This is a genomic window from Sphingomonas sp., assembly GCF_036402235.1.
Lineage (GTDB): Bacteria > Pseudomonadota > Alphaproteobacteria > Sphingomonadales > Sphingomonadaceae > Sphingomonas.
In genome coordinates, this window is sequence record NZ_DASWTG010000011.1 from 1 (window position 1) to 14,262 (window position 14,262).

Here is a 14,262-nt window from a genome sequence, read left to right on the forward strand (position 1 = left end):
TCCTGCGCAAGGCCGCAGAGCGCACCGTCGAGGCAACATGGAAACGCATCGGCCAACTCCTCGACGCCTTCCCGCCCCACGAATGCGCCAACTATCTCAGAAACAGCGGATATGCCTCAATCTAAACAGGACAGACTCTAGTTTCCCCGCCAGATCCGGAGCGGCGCATGTGCGGGCAGGCCGCGCTGGTGCGCCGGGCAGGCGCGCGGGCGGAAGCGCGTGTCGAGGCACACCCACAGCTCGTCGAGCCAGCGGTCGCGGCCGGCACGCACGCGGAGCATCGCCGGGGTCATGCCGGGATTGGCGCGCGCGACCGCTGCGGCAAGCTGGCCCGCGGTAAGCCCGGGCCGGCGCGACAGCGCGTCCATGTCCGGATAACGGATCGCGGCATAAGCCTCGCGCGCACGGTCGAAATAGGCGGCGGGCGGCAGGCCGGAGCAGCTGCCATGCTTGGCATATTGGTGCCGCTGCAGTGTGGGCGAGGGCATCGCGCACAGGTTGCGCCGCACCACCGCCTCCGGAACACGCAGCGGGGCGGAGCAATATTGCGGCCATGTCGCGCCCTGCCCGTCCGGCCATAGCCCGTGCAATACGAAGCCGAAGCGGTTGGCGGGATCGCACTGGAAGCGGCGGCGATTGGCCGACTGGCGGCAGAAGCCGGGATTCCAGGTGAGCGCCAGCGTGTAGCCGCCCACCGGCACGATCCGCCGCGGACCCGGCCGGCCGGCCTGCTCCGAAGCCTCGGGAAGCCGTCCGGGAACCACGCAGCGATCGGCCTGCGCCGCCGCGGCACCCGGCGCGGCCAGCGCGAAAACGAACAGCGTGGCCCGGCCGATCATTCGAACGGCGCAGCGTCCGCCTGCGTGTCGTCCCCGGCGAACCAAGTCTGCGCATCCGGCCGGAACAGCAGCCACACCGCCCAGCCGGTCAGCGCGAAGGTGCCGAGGCTCAGCAGCGTGCTGAGCGCGCCGACCACCTGATAGCTCAGCAGCGTGAACGGCAGGCCGATCGCGGACAGGCCGAACAGCGTGACCACCACCCATTTCGCGACCACGCTGGCGCGGCGCGCGGTGAAGTACCAGAGCAGCAGCCACAGCACGAGCATGACGACCGTGGTGCCGATCATCATGGTCTCGGCCAGTTCCGCCATCTGCGGGTTGCCGGCGAAGGCGGGATTGCTGTTGAGGCTGTCGAGGCGGGTCTTCCACCCGGTTCCCAGATTCACCAGCCAGAGCAACGTCGCCCCCAGATAGGCCTGCTCGAAACGGACGATCGACTGCGGACGCATGGAAAACTCCCTCCCTGTTCCGCCCAGCTAAGGCTCAAGCCTGCGCGAAGTCCAGCCCGATATCCGCGGCAGGCGCCGATTGGGTAAGCCGCCCGACGCTGACGAAGTTCACGCCCGTCTCGGCGATCGCGCGGATCGTGTCGAGCCGCACGCCGCCCGACGCCTCGGTCGGCACGCGCCCGCGCACCAGCGTCACCGCACCGCGCAGCGTCGGCGGGTCCATGTTGTCGAGCAGCAGGTGCGTGGCGCCCGCCGCGAGCGCCGGCTCGATCTGGTCGACCCGATCGACCTCGACGATGATCCGCTCGATCCCGGCCTCGACCGCGCGGCGCACCGCTTCGCGCACGGTTCCGGCGACCGCGATGTGGTTGTCCTTGATCATCGCCGCGTCCCACAGCCCCATGCGGTGATTCTGCGCGCCGCCCATCCGCGTCGCGTATTTTTCCAGCCGGCGCAGGCCCGGAATGGTCTTGCGCGTGTCGAGCAGCGTCGCCCCGGTCCCGGCGATGCGGTCGACATAGCCGCGCGTCATCGTCGCGATCCCCGACAGATGCTGCACCGTATTGAGCGCCGCCCGCTCGGCGGTAAGCAGCGCGCGCGCATTGCCGCGCAGCCGCATCAGGTCGCTTCCGGCAGCCACGCGCTCGCCTTCGTCCGCGAGCAGCTCGATCTCGACCGCCGGATCGAGCGCGCGGAAGAAGGCCGCGGCGATCGGCAGCCCTGCCACGACGATCGCGTCGCGGCTGTCCATCACTCCGGTGAACAGCGCATCCCCCGGGATCACCGCAGCCGCGGTGACATCGCCCGCTCCCACATCCTCGGCGAGCGTGGCGGCGACGAACGCCGCGAGATCGAAGCCGTCGAGCTGGAACGAAGTCATGCGCGCATCCTTGGCCTGAACCCGCGTGGCTATAGCCGATGCCATCCGCCCGCAAAGCCCCTGCGTACGACGAATTGGCGCCCACCCGTTGTCATGCCGCCGCGCCGAACCTATCTCCGGCCCGAAACAATCAAGGGGTTTTTAGGGATGACGACCTTCGACGATCGCGAACGTGCGTTCGAGGCCAAGTTTGCGATGGACGAGGAGATGGCGTTCCGCGTCACCGCGCGGCGCAACCGCCTGCTCGGCCAGTGGGCGGCAGCGAAGCTCAACCTGACCCCCGAAGAGACCGATGCCTATGCCAAGGCGGTGGTGCAGGCCGATTTCGAGGAAGCGGGCGACGAGGACGTAATCCGCAAGTTGCTGGGCGACCTGACCGCTGCCGGCGTCGAAATAGACGAGGCGACCGTCCGCCAGGCGGTGGAGGACCAGACGGTCGAGGCGCGCCGCCAGCTGATCGAGGCCAAGTAACCATGCCGATGGCGGCAGACGAGATCGAGGCGCTGATCCGGCAGGGCATCCCCGATGCCCGGGTCGAGATCACCGACCTTGCCGGCGACGGCGATCATTATGCCGCCCGCGTGGTGAGCGAGACCTTCCGGGGGATTCCCCGGATCCGGCAGCATCAGGCTGTCTATGCAGCGCTCGGCGGGCGCATGGGGGGCGTGCTGCACGCCCTTCAGCTCACCACCGCCGTCCCTGCCAATAACGAATGACCCGGAGCGAGTGACATGACCGACGAAACCCAGGCCCATATCCAGAGCCTCGTCGATGGGAACGAGGTACTGCTGTTCATGAAGGGAACCCCGCTGTTCCCGCAATGCGGCTTCTCGAACCGGGCGGTCTCGATCCTCAATCACCTGGGCGTGACGTTCGAGAGCGTCGACGTGCTCCAGGACCAGGCCGTGCGCCAGGGAATCAAGGAATTCTCCGACTGGCCGACCATTCCCCAGCTCTATGTGAAGGGCGAGTTCATCGGAGGTTCGGACATCATGATGGAGATGTACGAGTCAGGTGAGCTGGCGCAACTTCTCGACGAGAAAGGCGTTTCAGCTGCGTAACAACTGCGCGTCTAGCGCAGTTCTTTAAAAGGTAGCGTACCATGTTCGTGCAACCTCTGGCTGTCGCGCTCGGCGCGGCGGCAAGGGACAGTGCGTCCCTGACGATTTGCGATCTGACGCAGAGCTATTCGCCTGCGGGTGGCGGCGGGATCAGCACCTATCTGCGCGAGAAGCGCGATTATGTGCTCAACCACACGCCGCACCAGTTGCTCCAGATCGTTCCGGGTCCTGAGGATCGCGTGACGATCAACGGCCGGCATATCTTCGCAGAGGTCGGCGCCGAGCCGGTGCGCGGAAGCCCCAACTACCGCTTCATCCTGCGCACGGACGCAGTGCGCGACCTGCTCGAGCATTACCGCCCCGACATCATCGAATCGCTCTGCCCCTGGGTGCTGCCCTGGACCGCGATCAGGCACCGGCGCGACTTCCCGGAGACCACGCTGGTCGCGGGCTATCGCACCGACTTCCCCAACGCGCACGTCCATCGCGTCGTGCAGGACAAGGCCGGCGACCTCGCCGCGCGCTTCATGCGCATGCTCGCCTATGGTTATGCCGAGATCACCTATCGCGAGTTCGACCGCGTCTACACGCTGAGCGAGGATGCGCAGCGCACGCTGGCGCGCAAGACGATCACGCACACCGATGTGATGCCGCTGGGCGTCGATACGACGATGTTCGCACCGTCCAAGCGCGACCTCGGCTATCGCGCCTCGCTCGGCCTTCCGGGCGACGGGCCGCTGCTGATCTATGCCGGGCGCATCGACAATGAGAAGCGCGCCGACCGGCTGGTCGAGATGTTCCGCAAGCTCCCCGCCGATCTGGGCGCGGCGATGGTGCTGATGGGCGACGGCAAGCTGCGCGAGCGGCTGATCGCACAATCGCGGGGGTTGCCGATCGCCTTCCCCGGCTTCGAGAAGGACCGGATCGAGCTGGCGCGCGCCCTCGCCTCCTCCGACATCTATGTGTCGGCGATGGCGGACGAGACCTTCGGTATCTCGGTGCTCGAGGCGCAGGCATGCGGCCTGCCCGTGGTGGGCGTCGCCAGCGGCGCGATGCCCGATCGCGTCCCGGAAGGTCTCGGCCTGCTCGGCCCGGTCGACGACACCACGGCGATGGCGGCGAACGTCGTGAAGCTGTGGAACGACGGCGCCCAACTGACCGGCGCCCGCGCCCGCGCGATGGTCGTCGAGAAATATGGCTGGCATCGCACCTTCGAGCGGCTGTTCACCGAAATCTATCCCAAGGCGCGCGCGCGCGCCGCCGCACGACTCGAGGAAGATGGCGCCCGAATCTTCCGCCGGCGCAAGCGCCGCGACGGATCGCCGGTGATCTACGCCCCCTGAAACGGGCGAGGCGGGCAGCCCGGTATGGTGCTGCCCGCCTCTGAAGCGTTACACGCGCGTTGTGAACAGCGGTGTGACTGACATGTTGCAGCCTGCGTGCCACAATGGGCAACCCCAGGAAATCCGCCGCTTTCATGGTTAATCAAATCATCGCCCTCCGCGAACTGTAAGAAGTTCCGACACCTGCGCGCTGAATATCGTTCAGATAGCGTTCAGCCTCTTGACTACAGATGTGGTCGAAACGATTACAGGCGTAATCGAAGGGGAGTGGAATGAGCGAACGGATCAGCGATGCCGAGCACGCCGTAATGGAAGTGCTGTGGGACGAATCGCCCCTCACCGCCAATGATGTCGCCGAGCGCGTCGCACCTTCGCGCGGCTGGAGCGCCAACACCGTCAAGACGCTACTCGGTCGCCTGCTCGCCAAGAACACCATCGCCGCCGAAGAGGATGGCCGCCGCTATCTCTACCGCCCGTTGGTCGAGCGCGGCGACTATGTCGAAGGCGAATCCCGCCGCCTGATCGACCGGCTGTTCGGCGGCAAGCTGACGCCGCTGGTCGCGCACCTCGCCGAGCGCGACGCGCTCACCGACGAGGACATCGCCGAAATCGAAGCGCTGTTGAAGGAGATCAAGCAATGATCGCCCCCTCAATAACCGGCTGGGTAATCGAGACCTTCGTCGCTACGACGCTGCTGATGCTGCTGGTGCTTGCGATCCGCAAGCCGGTGAACCGTCATTTCGGCCCGAACATCGCCTATGCGCTATGGGCCCTGCCCGTGCTGCGGCTCGCGCTGCCGCCGCTGCCCGAAAGCTGGCGCGCGAGTGCCGAGAGTCCGGTCAGCGCGGCGGGTGAGGCCATCACCTATTATATCGCGGATTCGACCCTGGTGCCGGATGCTTCGGTGGCGTCGGCTGCGCCGATCGTGCAGACGGCGGTGATCGACTGGCTGCCGATCGTCCTCGCGATCTGGGCGGCAGGCGCGCTCGCCTTTCTCGGCTATCACCTGATCGCCCATGGCCGTTTCTGCGCGCGGCTGCTTCACCGCGCGAAGATCGAGCGCACCGTCGCCGAGGGGCGCGTGCATGTGATCGAGACCGATGCGGCCACCGGCCCGCTCGCCTTCGGCATCTGGCGCAAATACGTCGCGTTCCCGCGCGACTTCAACGAGCGCTACGATCCGCTCGAGCGCAACCTCGCGCTCGCCCACGAACTCGGGCACCATCTGCGTGGTGACCTGATCGCCAACTGGATCGCGCTGGTCGTGCTCGCGCTCCATTGGTTCAACCCGGTCGCATGGCGGGCGTTTCGCGCCTTCCGTGCCGATCAGGAGATGGCCTGCGATGCCCTGGTGCTCGTCGGCCGCGCCCCGGCGCTGCGCCATGCCTATGGCCGCGCCATCGTCAAGTCCGCGCATGGGGGTGCGGTCTCGGCAGCTTGTCATCTGCATACCATCAATGAACTCAAAGGGAGGTTGAGAATGCTCTCCAAGCATGACCGGAAGTCGCGCACGCGGATCACCGCCGGCGTGACGGGCGCGGCGGCGCTGACGCTGGCGGGCCTGGCGCTCACCGCATCGGGCACCCAGGCCGCGGCGAACCTGCGCGCCGACGTCGGCGACGCGATCGGCGTCGATCTGCAGGATGCGCCCGCCGCGCCCACTGCGCCCGAGACGCCAGCGCCGATCGATGCGCCGGATGCACCTGATGCGCCCGCCGCTGCGGAAGCTCCCGACGCACCGGAAGCGCCTGCCGCCAAGAAGGTCGAGCGCCGCGTGATGATCATCGAGAAGGGCAAGGACGGCAAGAAGCGCGAAGTGCGCGTGATCGGCGTGCCTGCCGACGGAAAGCCTTTCGTCTGGTCCGACACCAAGTCGTTCGTGTGGAACGGCGACATGGCGAAGATCGCGACCATCCCGGCAATCTCCTCGGCCAAGTGCGGCGATCCGAAGGACGGCGACGTCAAGATGGAGACCAAGGGCAAGGACGGCGTCCGCAAGATCGTGATCTGCACCGACCGGATCGATGCCCGCGTCGCGGCCGCAAGCCATCGCGCTGAAGTCGCCGCCGCGCGCGCCGAGCACGGCCGGGCGATCGCGATCGCCAGCGCCGAAATGGGCAAGCGCCAAGCGATGATGGGCCTGAGGATGGCGCGCAAGTCGATCGAGGCGCAGGACGATCTGACCGCCGAGCAGAAGGCGGCGGCACTCAAGGGCATCGACGACGCGATCCGCGAGGTCGAGGCCGCGCAAAAGGACTGACGCCTGCGTCAAAGAATGGGAGGAGGAAAGTCCGCGGTCTTGCTGCCCATCGCCGCGGAGGGTGCTCCAACCGGGCCGGTCGCTACCCCTATGGCGGCCGGCCCATTTTCGTAGCGGCCTTGCCTCGCGCCGCCCGAGCCGCCATCTCGGCCGCATGACCGATCCCGCAACCGGCGAAGCGATCCGGCTCGAGCCGCTGGTGACCCGCATCCTCGCGGCGAACCCGTCCCCCTTCACCTATACCGGCACCGAAACCTATCTGGTCGGGACTGCCGATCTTGCGGTGATCGATCCCGGCCCAGACCTGCCCAGCCATGTCGATGCATTGCTGCGCGCGATCGACGGCCGCCCGGTCGTCGCGATCCTGTGCACGCATACGCATCGCGACCACAGCCCGGCGAGCCGTGCGGTCAAGGCCGCGACCGGCGCGCCGATTATCGGCTGCGCCCCGCTCGCGCTCGACGACGATGGCCCGCGCGCCGACGCCGCATTCGACCGCGACTATCGGCCCGACCGCGTCCTCACCGATGGCGAGCAGGTGTCGGGCGAGGGCTGGACCCTCACCGCAGTGGCGACGCCTGGCCATACCTCCAACCATCTCTGCTTCGCGCTGGAGGAAAGCGGCGCGCTGTTCACCGGCGATCAGGTGATGGGCTGGTCGACCAGCGTGATCGCCCCGCCCGACGGCGACATGGGCGACTATATGGCCAGCCTCGACAAGCTGCTGGCGCGCGGGGACCGCGTCTATTACCCCGCGCATGGCGACGCGGTGGAGAAGCCCCAGCGGCTGGTGCGCGGGATGATGGGGCATCGCAAGCAGCGCGAAGGCCAGATCCTGCGCCTGCTCGGCGAGCAGATCGGCGACATCCCGGCGATGGTCGAGAAGATGTATGTCGGACTCGATCAGCGTCTCACCGGTGCGGCGGGCCGTTCGGTGCTCGCGCACCTCATCGACCTGCGCCAGCGCGGCATCGTCACCGGCGCGGAGGGCGGCGAATGGCGGATGGCGTGAAGCACGACCCGCTCCTCCGCAACCTGCTGATCGCCGCCGCGCTGGCGCTGATCGTGGCGGTCGTCTGGATTCTGTGGGATCGCTACGCCGAGACCCGCATGGCGACGCTGCCGGAGGAAGGCGGCGCGCCGGTGACCCAGATCGTCACCGCGAAGCTCACCGGAACCGGCACGCTCAAGGTCGCCGAGCTCTCCGGCATCGTCCAGGCGACCGCCTCCGACGTGCGCGGCCTTGGCTGGCTACGCAGCGATCAGGTGGTCAAGATGCCCTACTCGGTCGACTATTTCGTGGACCTTTCAAAGCTGCGCGGCCGCGATCTGCAATGGGATGCGCAAAGCCGCACGCTGATCGTCGACGCGCCCGATGTCGCCCCTGCCCCGCCCAACACCGATGAGGGACGGCGGACGCTGGTCGAGACCAAGGGCCTGTTCGTCACCCGCGCAGCCGCCGAGGCGTTGAGCCAGCGCACCTCGATCCGCGCCGCCGCCGTCGCGCAGAAGGAGGCCAGCAGCCCCGAACGCATGGCCCAGGCGCGGGAGATGGGACGGCGCGCGGTCGCCCGCCTGCTCGCCCAGCCGCTGACGGCTGCGGGATTGGGCGATGTGCGCGTGGTCGTCACTTTCCCGCCCGAGCGCGGCGCGCAGGCGCGCGAGCAATGGGATGTCTCGCGCTCGCCCGGGCAGGTGATGAAGGACATCGAGGCGCGCGAGAGGAAATAGTTCGGCCCGAGCGACAGATGTGATAGCCTCCGCCCATGTAGATTGTCGTGGGGGCGCACGATGGCGACGGCAGCAGAGATCACCGATACTTCGCACCGCGGCGACGGATTTTTCCTGTGGGGCGGCCTTGCCATGGCGGCGGTCATCGTCGCCGGCTTCACCTTCTTCGTCGTCATGGGCATTTCCAGCTTCAACGCGCCGCTGGTGGTTCACGCGCATGCGCTGGTCTTCTTCGGCTGGGTCGCGATCTATGTCGCGCAGACCTGGCTTGCGACGCGCGGCAGCATCGCGCTTCATCGCCGGCTGGGCTGGATCGGCGCGGGCTGGCTCGCGATGATGGCGGTGGTCGGGCCGCTCGTCGCGATCGAGGCGATCCGGCTGGGCCGCGCGGCACCGGTCTACGAGCCAGCCTTCTTCGTGGTGATGGCGCCGCTCGCCGTGTGGACCTTTGTCGGCCTCTCGACCGCCGCGATCCTGATGCGGCGCAAGACCGAATGGCACCGCCGCCTGCATTTCTCGGGCATGGCGATCCTCACCGGCCCCGGTCTCGGCCGCCTGATCCCCGCGCCGCTGGTCATGCCCCACGCCTCGATCGTCGAGGTGACGCTGATACTGATGTTTCCGCTCGCGGGCGTGCTGTGGGACCTGCGCACGCGCGGACGCGTGCATCCGGCATGGTGGTGGGGGATCGGCACGATCCTGCTGGTGCGCGGGCTGACCAACCTCATCGCCTACGGCCCGATCGGCCTCGCGATCTTCGAGGCGGTGACCACCGGCCAGCCCGGCGGCGCGCTGGCGCCCTACGAATATCCGCCAATGCCTTCGATGGGTTGAACCGGGGGCCGGACAAGGCCATGTGGGGCCAAAGAACGAGGGTCCCAGAATGAACGCACCCAGCCACCTGTCCGGCGTCGATATCCGTGCCGAGATCGAGCGTCTGCGCAAGGAGCGCAACGCGGTGATCCTGGCGCACTACTACCAGAAGCCGGAGATCCAGGACCTCGCCGATTTCGTCGGCGATTCGCTCGAGCTCAGCCGCAAGGCGGCGGAGACCGATGCCGAGGTGATTGCGTTCTGCGGCGTGCGCTTCATGGCGGAGACCGCGAAGATCCTGTCGCCCGACAAGATCGTCGTGCTGCCCGACATGGATGCCGGGTGCAGCCTCGAGGACAGTTGCCCGCCCGAGCAGTTCGCCGCGTTCCGCGCGCAGCATCCCGACCATATCGCGCTCACCTACATCAACTGCTCGGTCGAGGTGAAGGCCCTGTCCGACATCATCGTCACCAGCTCGTCCGCCGAGAAGATCCTGAGCCAGATCCCCAAGGACCAGAAGATCATCTTCGGCCCCGACAAGCATCTGGGCGGCTACATCAACCGCAAGATGGGCCGCGACATGCTGCTGTGGCCGGGCGTGTGCATCGTGCACGAGGCGTTCAGCGAGACCGAGCTTCTGAAGCTCAAGGCACAGCACCCGGGCGCGCCTGTCGCCGCGCACCCCGAATGCCCGCCGCATGTGCTCGACCATGCCGATTATGTCGGCTCGACCAGCGGCATCCTCGCCTATGCCAAGGATTTCGACGGCGACACGATGATCGTCGCGACCGAGCCGCACATCATCCACCAGATGGAAAAGGCGGTGCCGGAGAAGACCTTCATCGGTGCGCCCGGTGCCGACGGCAACTGCAACTGCAACATCTGCCCCTATATGGCGATGAACACGCTGGAGAAGCTCTACATCGCGCTCCGCGACCTCCAGCCCCGGATCGAGATCGAGGAGGAAATCCGCTTGAAGGCCAAGAAGAGCCTCGACCGCATGCTGGCGATGGCGAGCGGCACGGTCGGCCTCGGCGATCTCGGTCCGCTCAAGGTGACAGGCGATTGAGACTGCGGGTTGCGGAAAAATCTGGCGCATTGTTCCACCTTCCGTTCGGCTCAAATGCTGTCGGTGGACATTTTATCCAAATAGGTTCGTGTAGGAAAGTTTTTCCGGTTTGCGGCGGATTTGCGCGGGTTTCACGGCATGCGGAAGCGGCGCGCCGGCCTGAGGAACGTCCGAAGAACGATCGATTCGGCGGGATGAGGAAAAGCCGAAAGTGGAACATGTCGCGGTCGATGTTTGCTTTTGCGGCTCGTGCGACGTCCCTTCCGCCGGGTACGATGTCCGGAACATACAAGGTCCTGAGCTGATTCCCTGTCCCCTTCGCCTGGTGCGGAGGATTGAGCGCAACCCGAGCTGTGATAGGATAGCGCGATGACCGCGCAGGAGGCCCTCAACACCCCGCATCTCGCGAAGCTTCGCGTGGCGGATTTCCTGTTGCTCGCGGAAGCGGGCGCTTTCTCCGATTATGCGCGGACGGAACTGATCGAGGGGGAAATCTGGGTCGTGAACTCCGTGCATCGCCGCCACGCGCGCGTCCACGCGCAATTAACGGCCGAAATCGGCGCAGCGCTCAGGGCCGCAGGATCGCCGCTTACCTTCTACACCGCGCCGTCGACCGAGCTTTCCGACGATTCGCTTCCGGAACCCGACATCGCGATTGGCGAGCCGAGCGACGCGAAGATCTTTCCGGGCCCCGCGATGCGCGTGGCGATCGAAGTCTCGGATTCGACGCTCGATCTCGATCTCGGCCGCAAGGCGCGCCTCTATGCGCGGTATGGCGTGCCTGAATATTGGGTGGCCGATGTCGAAGGGCGCGTGATCCGCCAGATGTGGGCGCCCGATGGCGAGGCCTATAAGCAGCGCCGCGACGTTCCTTTCGGTGACAGCCTGACCGCCGCGACTGTCCCCGGTCTGACGATCGCTACCGACAGCCTTTGAGCCTGCAACGGCGAAACGATCGGTTTCACCGCCCGGGATTGATCTTCGCTCGCCGGAGTGAAAGGTTTCACTCGCGCAACGGCGTTGAGCCATCTGCCGCGCGAGGAGAAACACCATGCCGATCCCTGCAAGCTGGTCCGACAAGCTGCTGAGCGTCCTGCGCATCGTCGCGGGGCTCTCGTTCCTGCATCACGGCACGTCGAAGTTCTTCGGGCTGCCGCCCTTCCCGATGCCGCTCAACCCGATGCTCTATGTGGCGGGAACGATCGAGCTGGTCGGCGGCGCGCTGCTGGTGATCGGGCTGTTCACCCGCCCCGTCGCCTTCATCGCGTCCGGCATGTGCGCGGTCGGCTACTGGCTCGCGCATGGGTCTAAGGGCTTCTTCCCCTCCGTCAATGGCGGCGAGGCGATTCTCCTGTTCACCTTCATCTTCCTCTATCTTGCCGCGGCCGGCGGCGGTGCCTGGAGCGTCGATTCCGCGCGCGGCAAGCGGAGCTAGAGCCGGCCGGTGCCCGGGCGAGCATGGCAATCGCCCGGGCGAGCTGCTAGATTGACCCGATGACCGAGGCCATTCCCCTCACGACCGAATGGAAGCCGGTGAAGCTGCGCGTCGAGGATTACCTCATGCTCGACGAGGCGGGGGCGTTCGACGATTACGGCCGGACCGAGCTGATCGAGGGGGAGGTCGTCTATATGAACGCGCAGCATCGCCCCCATGCGCGGATCAAGTCACGACTTCATGTCCTGCTCGCAAACGAGCTGACGAAGCGCGACGATGGCCTCGAAGCCCTGGTCGAAGGCTCGGTATCGATGCCGCCCTATAATGTTCCCGAGCCGGATATAGCGGTCACCGCGGAACCAGAGGGCAAGGGGCTGATCCCGCTCGCCTCACTCGCGCTGATCGTCGAGGTGGCCGACTCCACGCTCCGCAACGATCTGGGACGCAAGGCGAAGATCTACGCGCGCGAAGGTGTGCCTGAATATTGGGTGGTGGATGTCGGTGGCGCCCGTATTCACCAACTCTGGGCGCCACAAGGCGAAGCCTATGCCGAACGGCGAGAGGTGCCGTTCGGCGATCCGGTGAGCGCTGCCACGATTGGCAGGTTGACGGTCGAGACAGGCGGCCTCGGCTGAGGCCAGGCCGCTCGTCTCGATAAGTCAGCGCGTCAGCTTCTTGTAGGCCAGCCGCGTCGGGCGGTCCGCCGCGTCGCCCAGGCGGCGGCGCTTGTCCTCCTCATAGGCCTCGAAATTGCCCTCGAACCACTCGACATGGCTGTTGCCCTCGAAGGCGAGGATGTGCGTCGCTAGGCGGTCGAGGAAGAAGCGGTCGTGGCTGATCACCACGGCGCAGCCCGCGAAATTCTCGATCGCCTCCTCCAGCGCGCCGAGCGTCTCGACGTCGAGGTCGTTGGTCGGCTCGTCGAGCAGCAGCACGTTGCCGCCGCGCTTCAGCATCTTGGCGATGTTGACGCGGTTGCGCTCACCGCCGGAGAGCTTGCCGACATTCTTCTGCTGGTCCTGGCCCTTGAAGTTGAATGCGCCGACATAGGCGCGTGTCGACTGGTCGTGGCCGTTGACCTTCATGTAATCAAGCCCGTCCGAGATCTCCTCCCAGACGTTCTTCGTCGGGTCGAGATGGTCGCGGCTCTGGTCGACATAGCCGAGGCGGACGGTGGTCCCGATCTCGATCGTGCCCGAATCCGGCTGCTCCTGCCCGGTGATCAGCTTGAACAGCGTGGACTTGCCCGCGCCGTTCGGCCCGATCACGCCGACGATGCCGCCCGCGGGCAGCGTGAAGGACAGATTCTCGAACAGCAGCTTGTCGCCATAGGCCTTGCTGATGTTCTCGACCTCGATGACCTTGCCGCCCAGGCGCTCGGGCACCTGGATGACGATCTGCGCCTTGCCCGGGGTGCGGTTCTCCTGCGCGGCGACGAGCTGCTCGAACTTGGCGATACGCGCCTTGGACTTGGTCTGGCGGCCCTTGGTGCCGGCGCGGATCCATTCGAGCTCGTCCTTGATCGCCTTCTGGCGCCCGGTGGCCTCGCGGTCCTCCTGCTCGAGCCGCTTGGCCTTCTTCTCGAGATAGGTCGAGTAGTTGCCCTCGTAGGGGAAGTATTTCCCGCGATCGAGCTCGAGGATCCAGTCGACCACATTGTCGAGGAAATAGCGGTCGTGGGTGATCATCAGCACCGCGCCGGCATATTCCTTGAGGTGGTTCTCGAGCCACTCGACGCTTTCGGCGTCGAGATGGTTGGTCGGCTCGTCGAGCAGCAGGATCGACGGCTTCTGGATCAGCAGGCGGGTGAGCGCGACGCGGCGCTTCTCGCCGCCCGACAGATTCTCGACGCTCCAGTCCGACGGCGGGCAGCGGAGGGCCTCCATCGCGACTTCGAGCTGGTTGTCGAGCGTCCAGCCATCGACCGCGTCGATCTTGCCCTGGAGCTCGCCCATCTCCTCCATCAGCGCGTCGAAATCGGTATCGTCCTTGGGATCGCCCATCTCGGCCGAGATCGCGTTGAAACGGTCGAGCATGTCGGCAACGTCGCGCGCGCCGTCCTTGACGTTCTCCAGCACCGTCTTGCTGGGGTCAAGCTGCGGCTCCTGCTCCAGATAGCCGACGGTGATGTTCTCGCCCGGCCATGCCTCGCCCGAGAAATCCTTGTCGATCCCTGCCATGATCTTGATCAGGGTCGACTTGCCGGCGCCGTTGGGGCCGACGATGCCGATTTTCGCGCCTTGATAGAATTGCAGGTTGATGTTGCTCAGCACCGGCTTGGCGGCGCCGGGGAAGGTCTTGGTCATGTCCTTCATCACGAAGGCGTATTGGGCGGCCACGTGCGGGTCTCCGTTCGTCTATTCGGGTGTTCGGGAATTTGGC

17 protein-coding genes and 1 pseudogene are annotated in these 14,262 nt (G+C 66.4%); 14 read left to right on the forward strand and 4 right to left on the reverse strand.

Translation table 11 applies throughout. The features are described from left to right. A pseudogene (locus VGD28_RS01985) lies at positions 1–125 on the forward strand (IS630 family transposase); the annotation flags it as partial. 12 nt (positions 126–137) lie between these two features. Here VGD28_RS01985 and VGD28_RS01990 read toward each other — a convergent pair. Genes VGD28_RS01990 through nadC form a run of 3 tightly spaced genes read right to left on the reverse strand, consistent with a single transcriptional unit; the run spans position 138 to position 2,168 of the window. After that, the gene (locus VGD28_RS01990; RefSeq protein ID WP_331026657.1) at positions 138–839 is read right to left on the reverse strand and encodes a ribonuclease T2; all 702 of its coding nucleotides are present in this window, start codon (positions 837–839) and stop codon (positions 138–140) included. Further along, the gene (locus VGD28_RS01995; protein WP_331026658.1) at positions 836–1,288 is read right to left on the reverse strand and encodes a hypothetical protein; all 453 of its coding nucleotides are present in this window, start codon (positions 1,286–1,288) and stop codon (positions 836–838) included. The genes VGD28_RS01990 and VGD28_RS01995 overlap by 4 nt, the downstream gene beginning before the upstream one ends. Positions 1,289–1,322: 34 nt before the next feature. Further along, positions 1,323–2,168 carry a carboxylating nicotinate-nucleotide diphosphorylase gene (gene nadC, locus VGD28_RS02000; protein ID WP_331026659.1) on the reverse strand — a complete coding sequence of 282 codons (846 nt, stop codon included), beginning with the start codon at positions 2,166–2,168 and terminating at the stop codon, positions 1,323–1,325. A gap of 147 nt (positions 2,169–2,315) precedes the next feature. On the opposite strand from nadC, the gene VGD28_RS02005 reads away from it, so the two are divergent. The 13 genes from VGD28_RS02005 (at position 2,316) to VGD28_RS02065 (ending at position 12,515) form a co-directional block, all read left to right on the forward strand. Then, positions 2,316–2,639 carry a DUF1476 domain-containing protein gene (locus VGD28_RS02005; RefSeq protein WP_331026660.1) on the forward strand — a complete coding sequence of 108 codons (324 nt, stop codon included), beginning with the start codon at positions 2,316–2,318 and terminating at the stop codon, positions 2,637–2,639. A 2-nt stretch (positions 2,640–2,641) separates the two neighbouring features. Next, positions 2,642–2,884, forward strand: a complete 243-nt coding sequence (locus VGD28_RS02010) for a BolA family transcriptional regulator (RefSeq protein ID WP_331026661.1) — start codon at positions 2,642–2,644, stop codon at positions 2,882–2,884. Between the two features lie 15 nt (positions 2,885–2,899). Next, positions 2,900–3,229 carry a Grx4 family monothiol glutaredoxin gene (grxD, locus tag VGD28_RS02015; RefSeq protein ID WP_331026662.1) on the forward strand — a complete coding sequence of 110 codons (330 nt, stop codon included), beginning with the start codon at positions 2,900–2,902 and terminating at the stop codon, positions 3,227–3,229. Between the two features lie 41 nt (positions 3,230–3,270). Further along, a complete protein-coding gene (locus tag VGD28_RS02020; protein ID WP_331026663.1) occupies positions 3,271–4,572 on the forward strand; it encodes a glycosyltransferase in 1,302 nt (433 codons plus the stop codon). A gap of 272 nt (positions 4,573–4,844) precedes the next feature. Beyond that, positions 4,845–5,213, forward strand: a complete 369-nt coding sequence (locus VGD28_RS02025) for a BlaI/MecI/CopY family transcriptional regulator (RefSeq protein ID WP_331026664.1) — start codon at positions 4,845–4,847, stop codon at positions 5,211–5,213. Further along, entirely contained in the window at positions 5,210–6,832 is a 1,623-nt protein-coding gene (locus VGD28_RS02030) for a M56 family metallopeptidase (protein ID WP_331026665.1), read from the forward strand. Before VGD28_RS02025 ends, VGD28_RS02030 begins: the two co-directional genes overlap by 4 nt. Before the next feature lie 154 nt (positions 6,833–6,986). Further along, on the forward strand, positions 6,987–7,844 hold the full coding sequence (locus VGD28_RS02035) for an MBL fold metallo-hydrolase (protein WP_331026666.1): 858 nt from the start codon (positions 6,987–6,989) through the stop codon (positions 7,842–7,844). Next, the gene (locus VGD28_RS02040; RefSeq protein WP_331026667.1) at positions 7,841–8,563 is read left to right on the forward strand and encodes a DUF4230 domain-containing protein; all 723 of its coding nucleotides are present in this window, start codon (positions 7,841–7,843) and stop codon (positions 8,561–8,563) included. The genes VGD28_RS02035 and VGD28_RS02040 overlap by 4 nt, the downstream gene beginning before the upstream one ends. Before the next feature lie 60 nt (positions 8,564–8,623). Beyond that, positions 8,624–9,397, forward strand: a complete 774-nt coding sequence (locus VGD28_RS02045) for a hypothetical protein (RefSeq protein WP_331026668.1) — start codon at positions 8,624–8,626, stop codon at positions 9,395–9,397. Positions 9,398–9,446: 49 nt separating this feature from the next. After that, the gene (nadA, locus tag VGD28_RS02050; RefSeq protein ID WP_331026669.1) at positions 9,447–10,445 is read left to right on the forward strand and encodes a quinolinate synthase NadA; all 999 of its coding nucleotides are present in this window, start codon (positions 9,447–9,449) and stop codon (positions 10,443–10,445) included. A 369-nt stretch (positions 10,446–10,814) separates the two neighbouring features. Continuing rightward, the gene (locus VGD28_RS02055) at positions 10,815–11,381 is read left to right on the forward strand and encodes a Uma2 family endonuclease (protein ID WP_331026670.1); all 567 of its coding nucleotides are present in this window, start codon (positions 10,815–10,817) and stop codon (positions 11,379–11,381) included. A 115-nt stretch (positions 11,382–11,496) separates the two neighbouring features. Further along, positions 11,497–11,880, forward strand: coding sequence for a DoxX family protein (locus tag VGD28_RS02060; RefSeq protein WP_331026671.1), 384 nt, complete (start codon positions 11,497–11,499; stop codon positions 11,878–11,880). A 59-nt stretch (positions 11,881–11,939) separates the two neighbouring features. Beyond that, positions 11,940–12,515 (forward strand): Uma2 family endonuclease, encoded by a 576-nt coding sequence (locus VGD28_RS02065; protein WP_331026672.1) that lies wholly within the window; start codon positions 11,940–11,942, stop codon positions 12,513–12,515. 24 nt (positions 12,516–12,539) lie between these two features. On the opposite strand, the gene ettA is transcribed toward VGD28_RS02065, so the two are convergent. Next, positions 12,540–14,219 (reverse strand): energy-dependent translational throttle protein EttA, encoded by a 1,680-nt coding sequence (ettA, locus tag VGD28_RS02070; RefSeq protein ID WP_331026673.1) that lies wholly within the window; start codon positions 14,217–14,219, stop codon positions 12,540–12,542. Positions 14,220–14,262: the final 43 nt, after the last annotated feature.

Bases quoted from the DNA above. Each gene is read 5' to 3' on its own strand.
- VGD28_RS01990 (WP_331026657.1), bottom strand. From the start codon at position 839: ATGATCGGCCGGGCCACGCTGTTCGTTTTCGCGCTGGCCGCGCCGGGT.
- VGD28_RS01995 (WP_331026658.1), bottom strand. From the start codon at position 1,288: ATGCGTCCGCAGTCGATCGTCCGTTTCGAGCAGGCCTATCTGGGGGCG.
- nadC (WP_331026659.1), bottom strand. From the start codon at position 2,168: ATGACTTCGTTCCAGCTCGACGGCTTCGATCTCGCGGCGTTCGTCGCC.
- VGD28_RS02005 (WP_331026660.1), top strand. From the start codon at position 2,316: ATGACGACCTTCGACGATCGCGAACGTGCGTTCGAGGCCAAGTTTGCG.
- VGD28_RS02010 (WP_331026661.1), top strand. From the start codon at position 2,642: ATGCCGATGGCGGCAGACGAGATCGAGGCGCTGATCCGGCAGGGCATC.
- grxD (WP_331026662.1), top strand. From the start codon at position 2,900: ATGACCGACGAAACCCAGGCCCATATCCAGAGCCTCGTCGATGGGAAC.
- VGD28_RS02020 (WP_331026663.1), top strand. From the start codon at position 3,271: ATGTTCGTGCAACCTCTGGCTGTCGCGCTCGGCGCGGCGGCAAGGGAC.
- VGD28_RS02025 (WP_331026664.1), top strand. From the start codon at position 4,845: ATGAGCGAACGGATCAGCGATGCCGAGCACGCCGTAATGGAAGTGCTG.
- VGD28_RS02030 (WP_331026665.1), top strand. From the start codon at position 5,210: ATGATCGCCCCCTCAATAACCGGCTGGGTAATCGAGACCTTCGTCGCT.
- VGD28_RS02035 (WP_331026666.1), top strand. From the start codon at position 6,987: ATGACCGATCCCGCAACCGGCGAAGCGATCCGGCTCGAGCCGCTGGTG.
- VGD28_RS02045 (WP_331026668.1), top strand. From the start codon at position 8,624: ATGGCGACGGCAGCAGAGATCACCGATACTTCGCACCGCGGCGACGGA.
- nadA (WP_331026669.1), top strand. From the start codon at position 9,447: ATGAACGCACCCAGCCACCTGTCCGGCGTCGATATCCGTGCCGAGATC.
- VGD28_RS02055 (WP_331026670.1), top strand. From the start codon at position 10,815: ATGACCGCGCAGGAGGCCCTCAACACCCCGCATCTCGCGAAGCTTCGC.
- VGD28_RS02060 (WP_331026671.1), top strand. From the start codon at position 11,497: ATGCCGATCCCTGCAAGCTGGTCCGACAAGCTGCTGAGCGTCCTGCGC.
- VGD28_RS02065 (WP_331026672.1), top strand. From the start codon at position 11,940: ATGACCGAGGCCATTCCCCTCACGACCGAATGGAAGCCGGTGAAGCTG.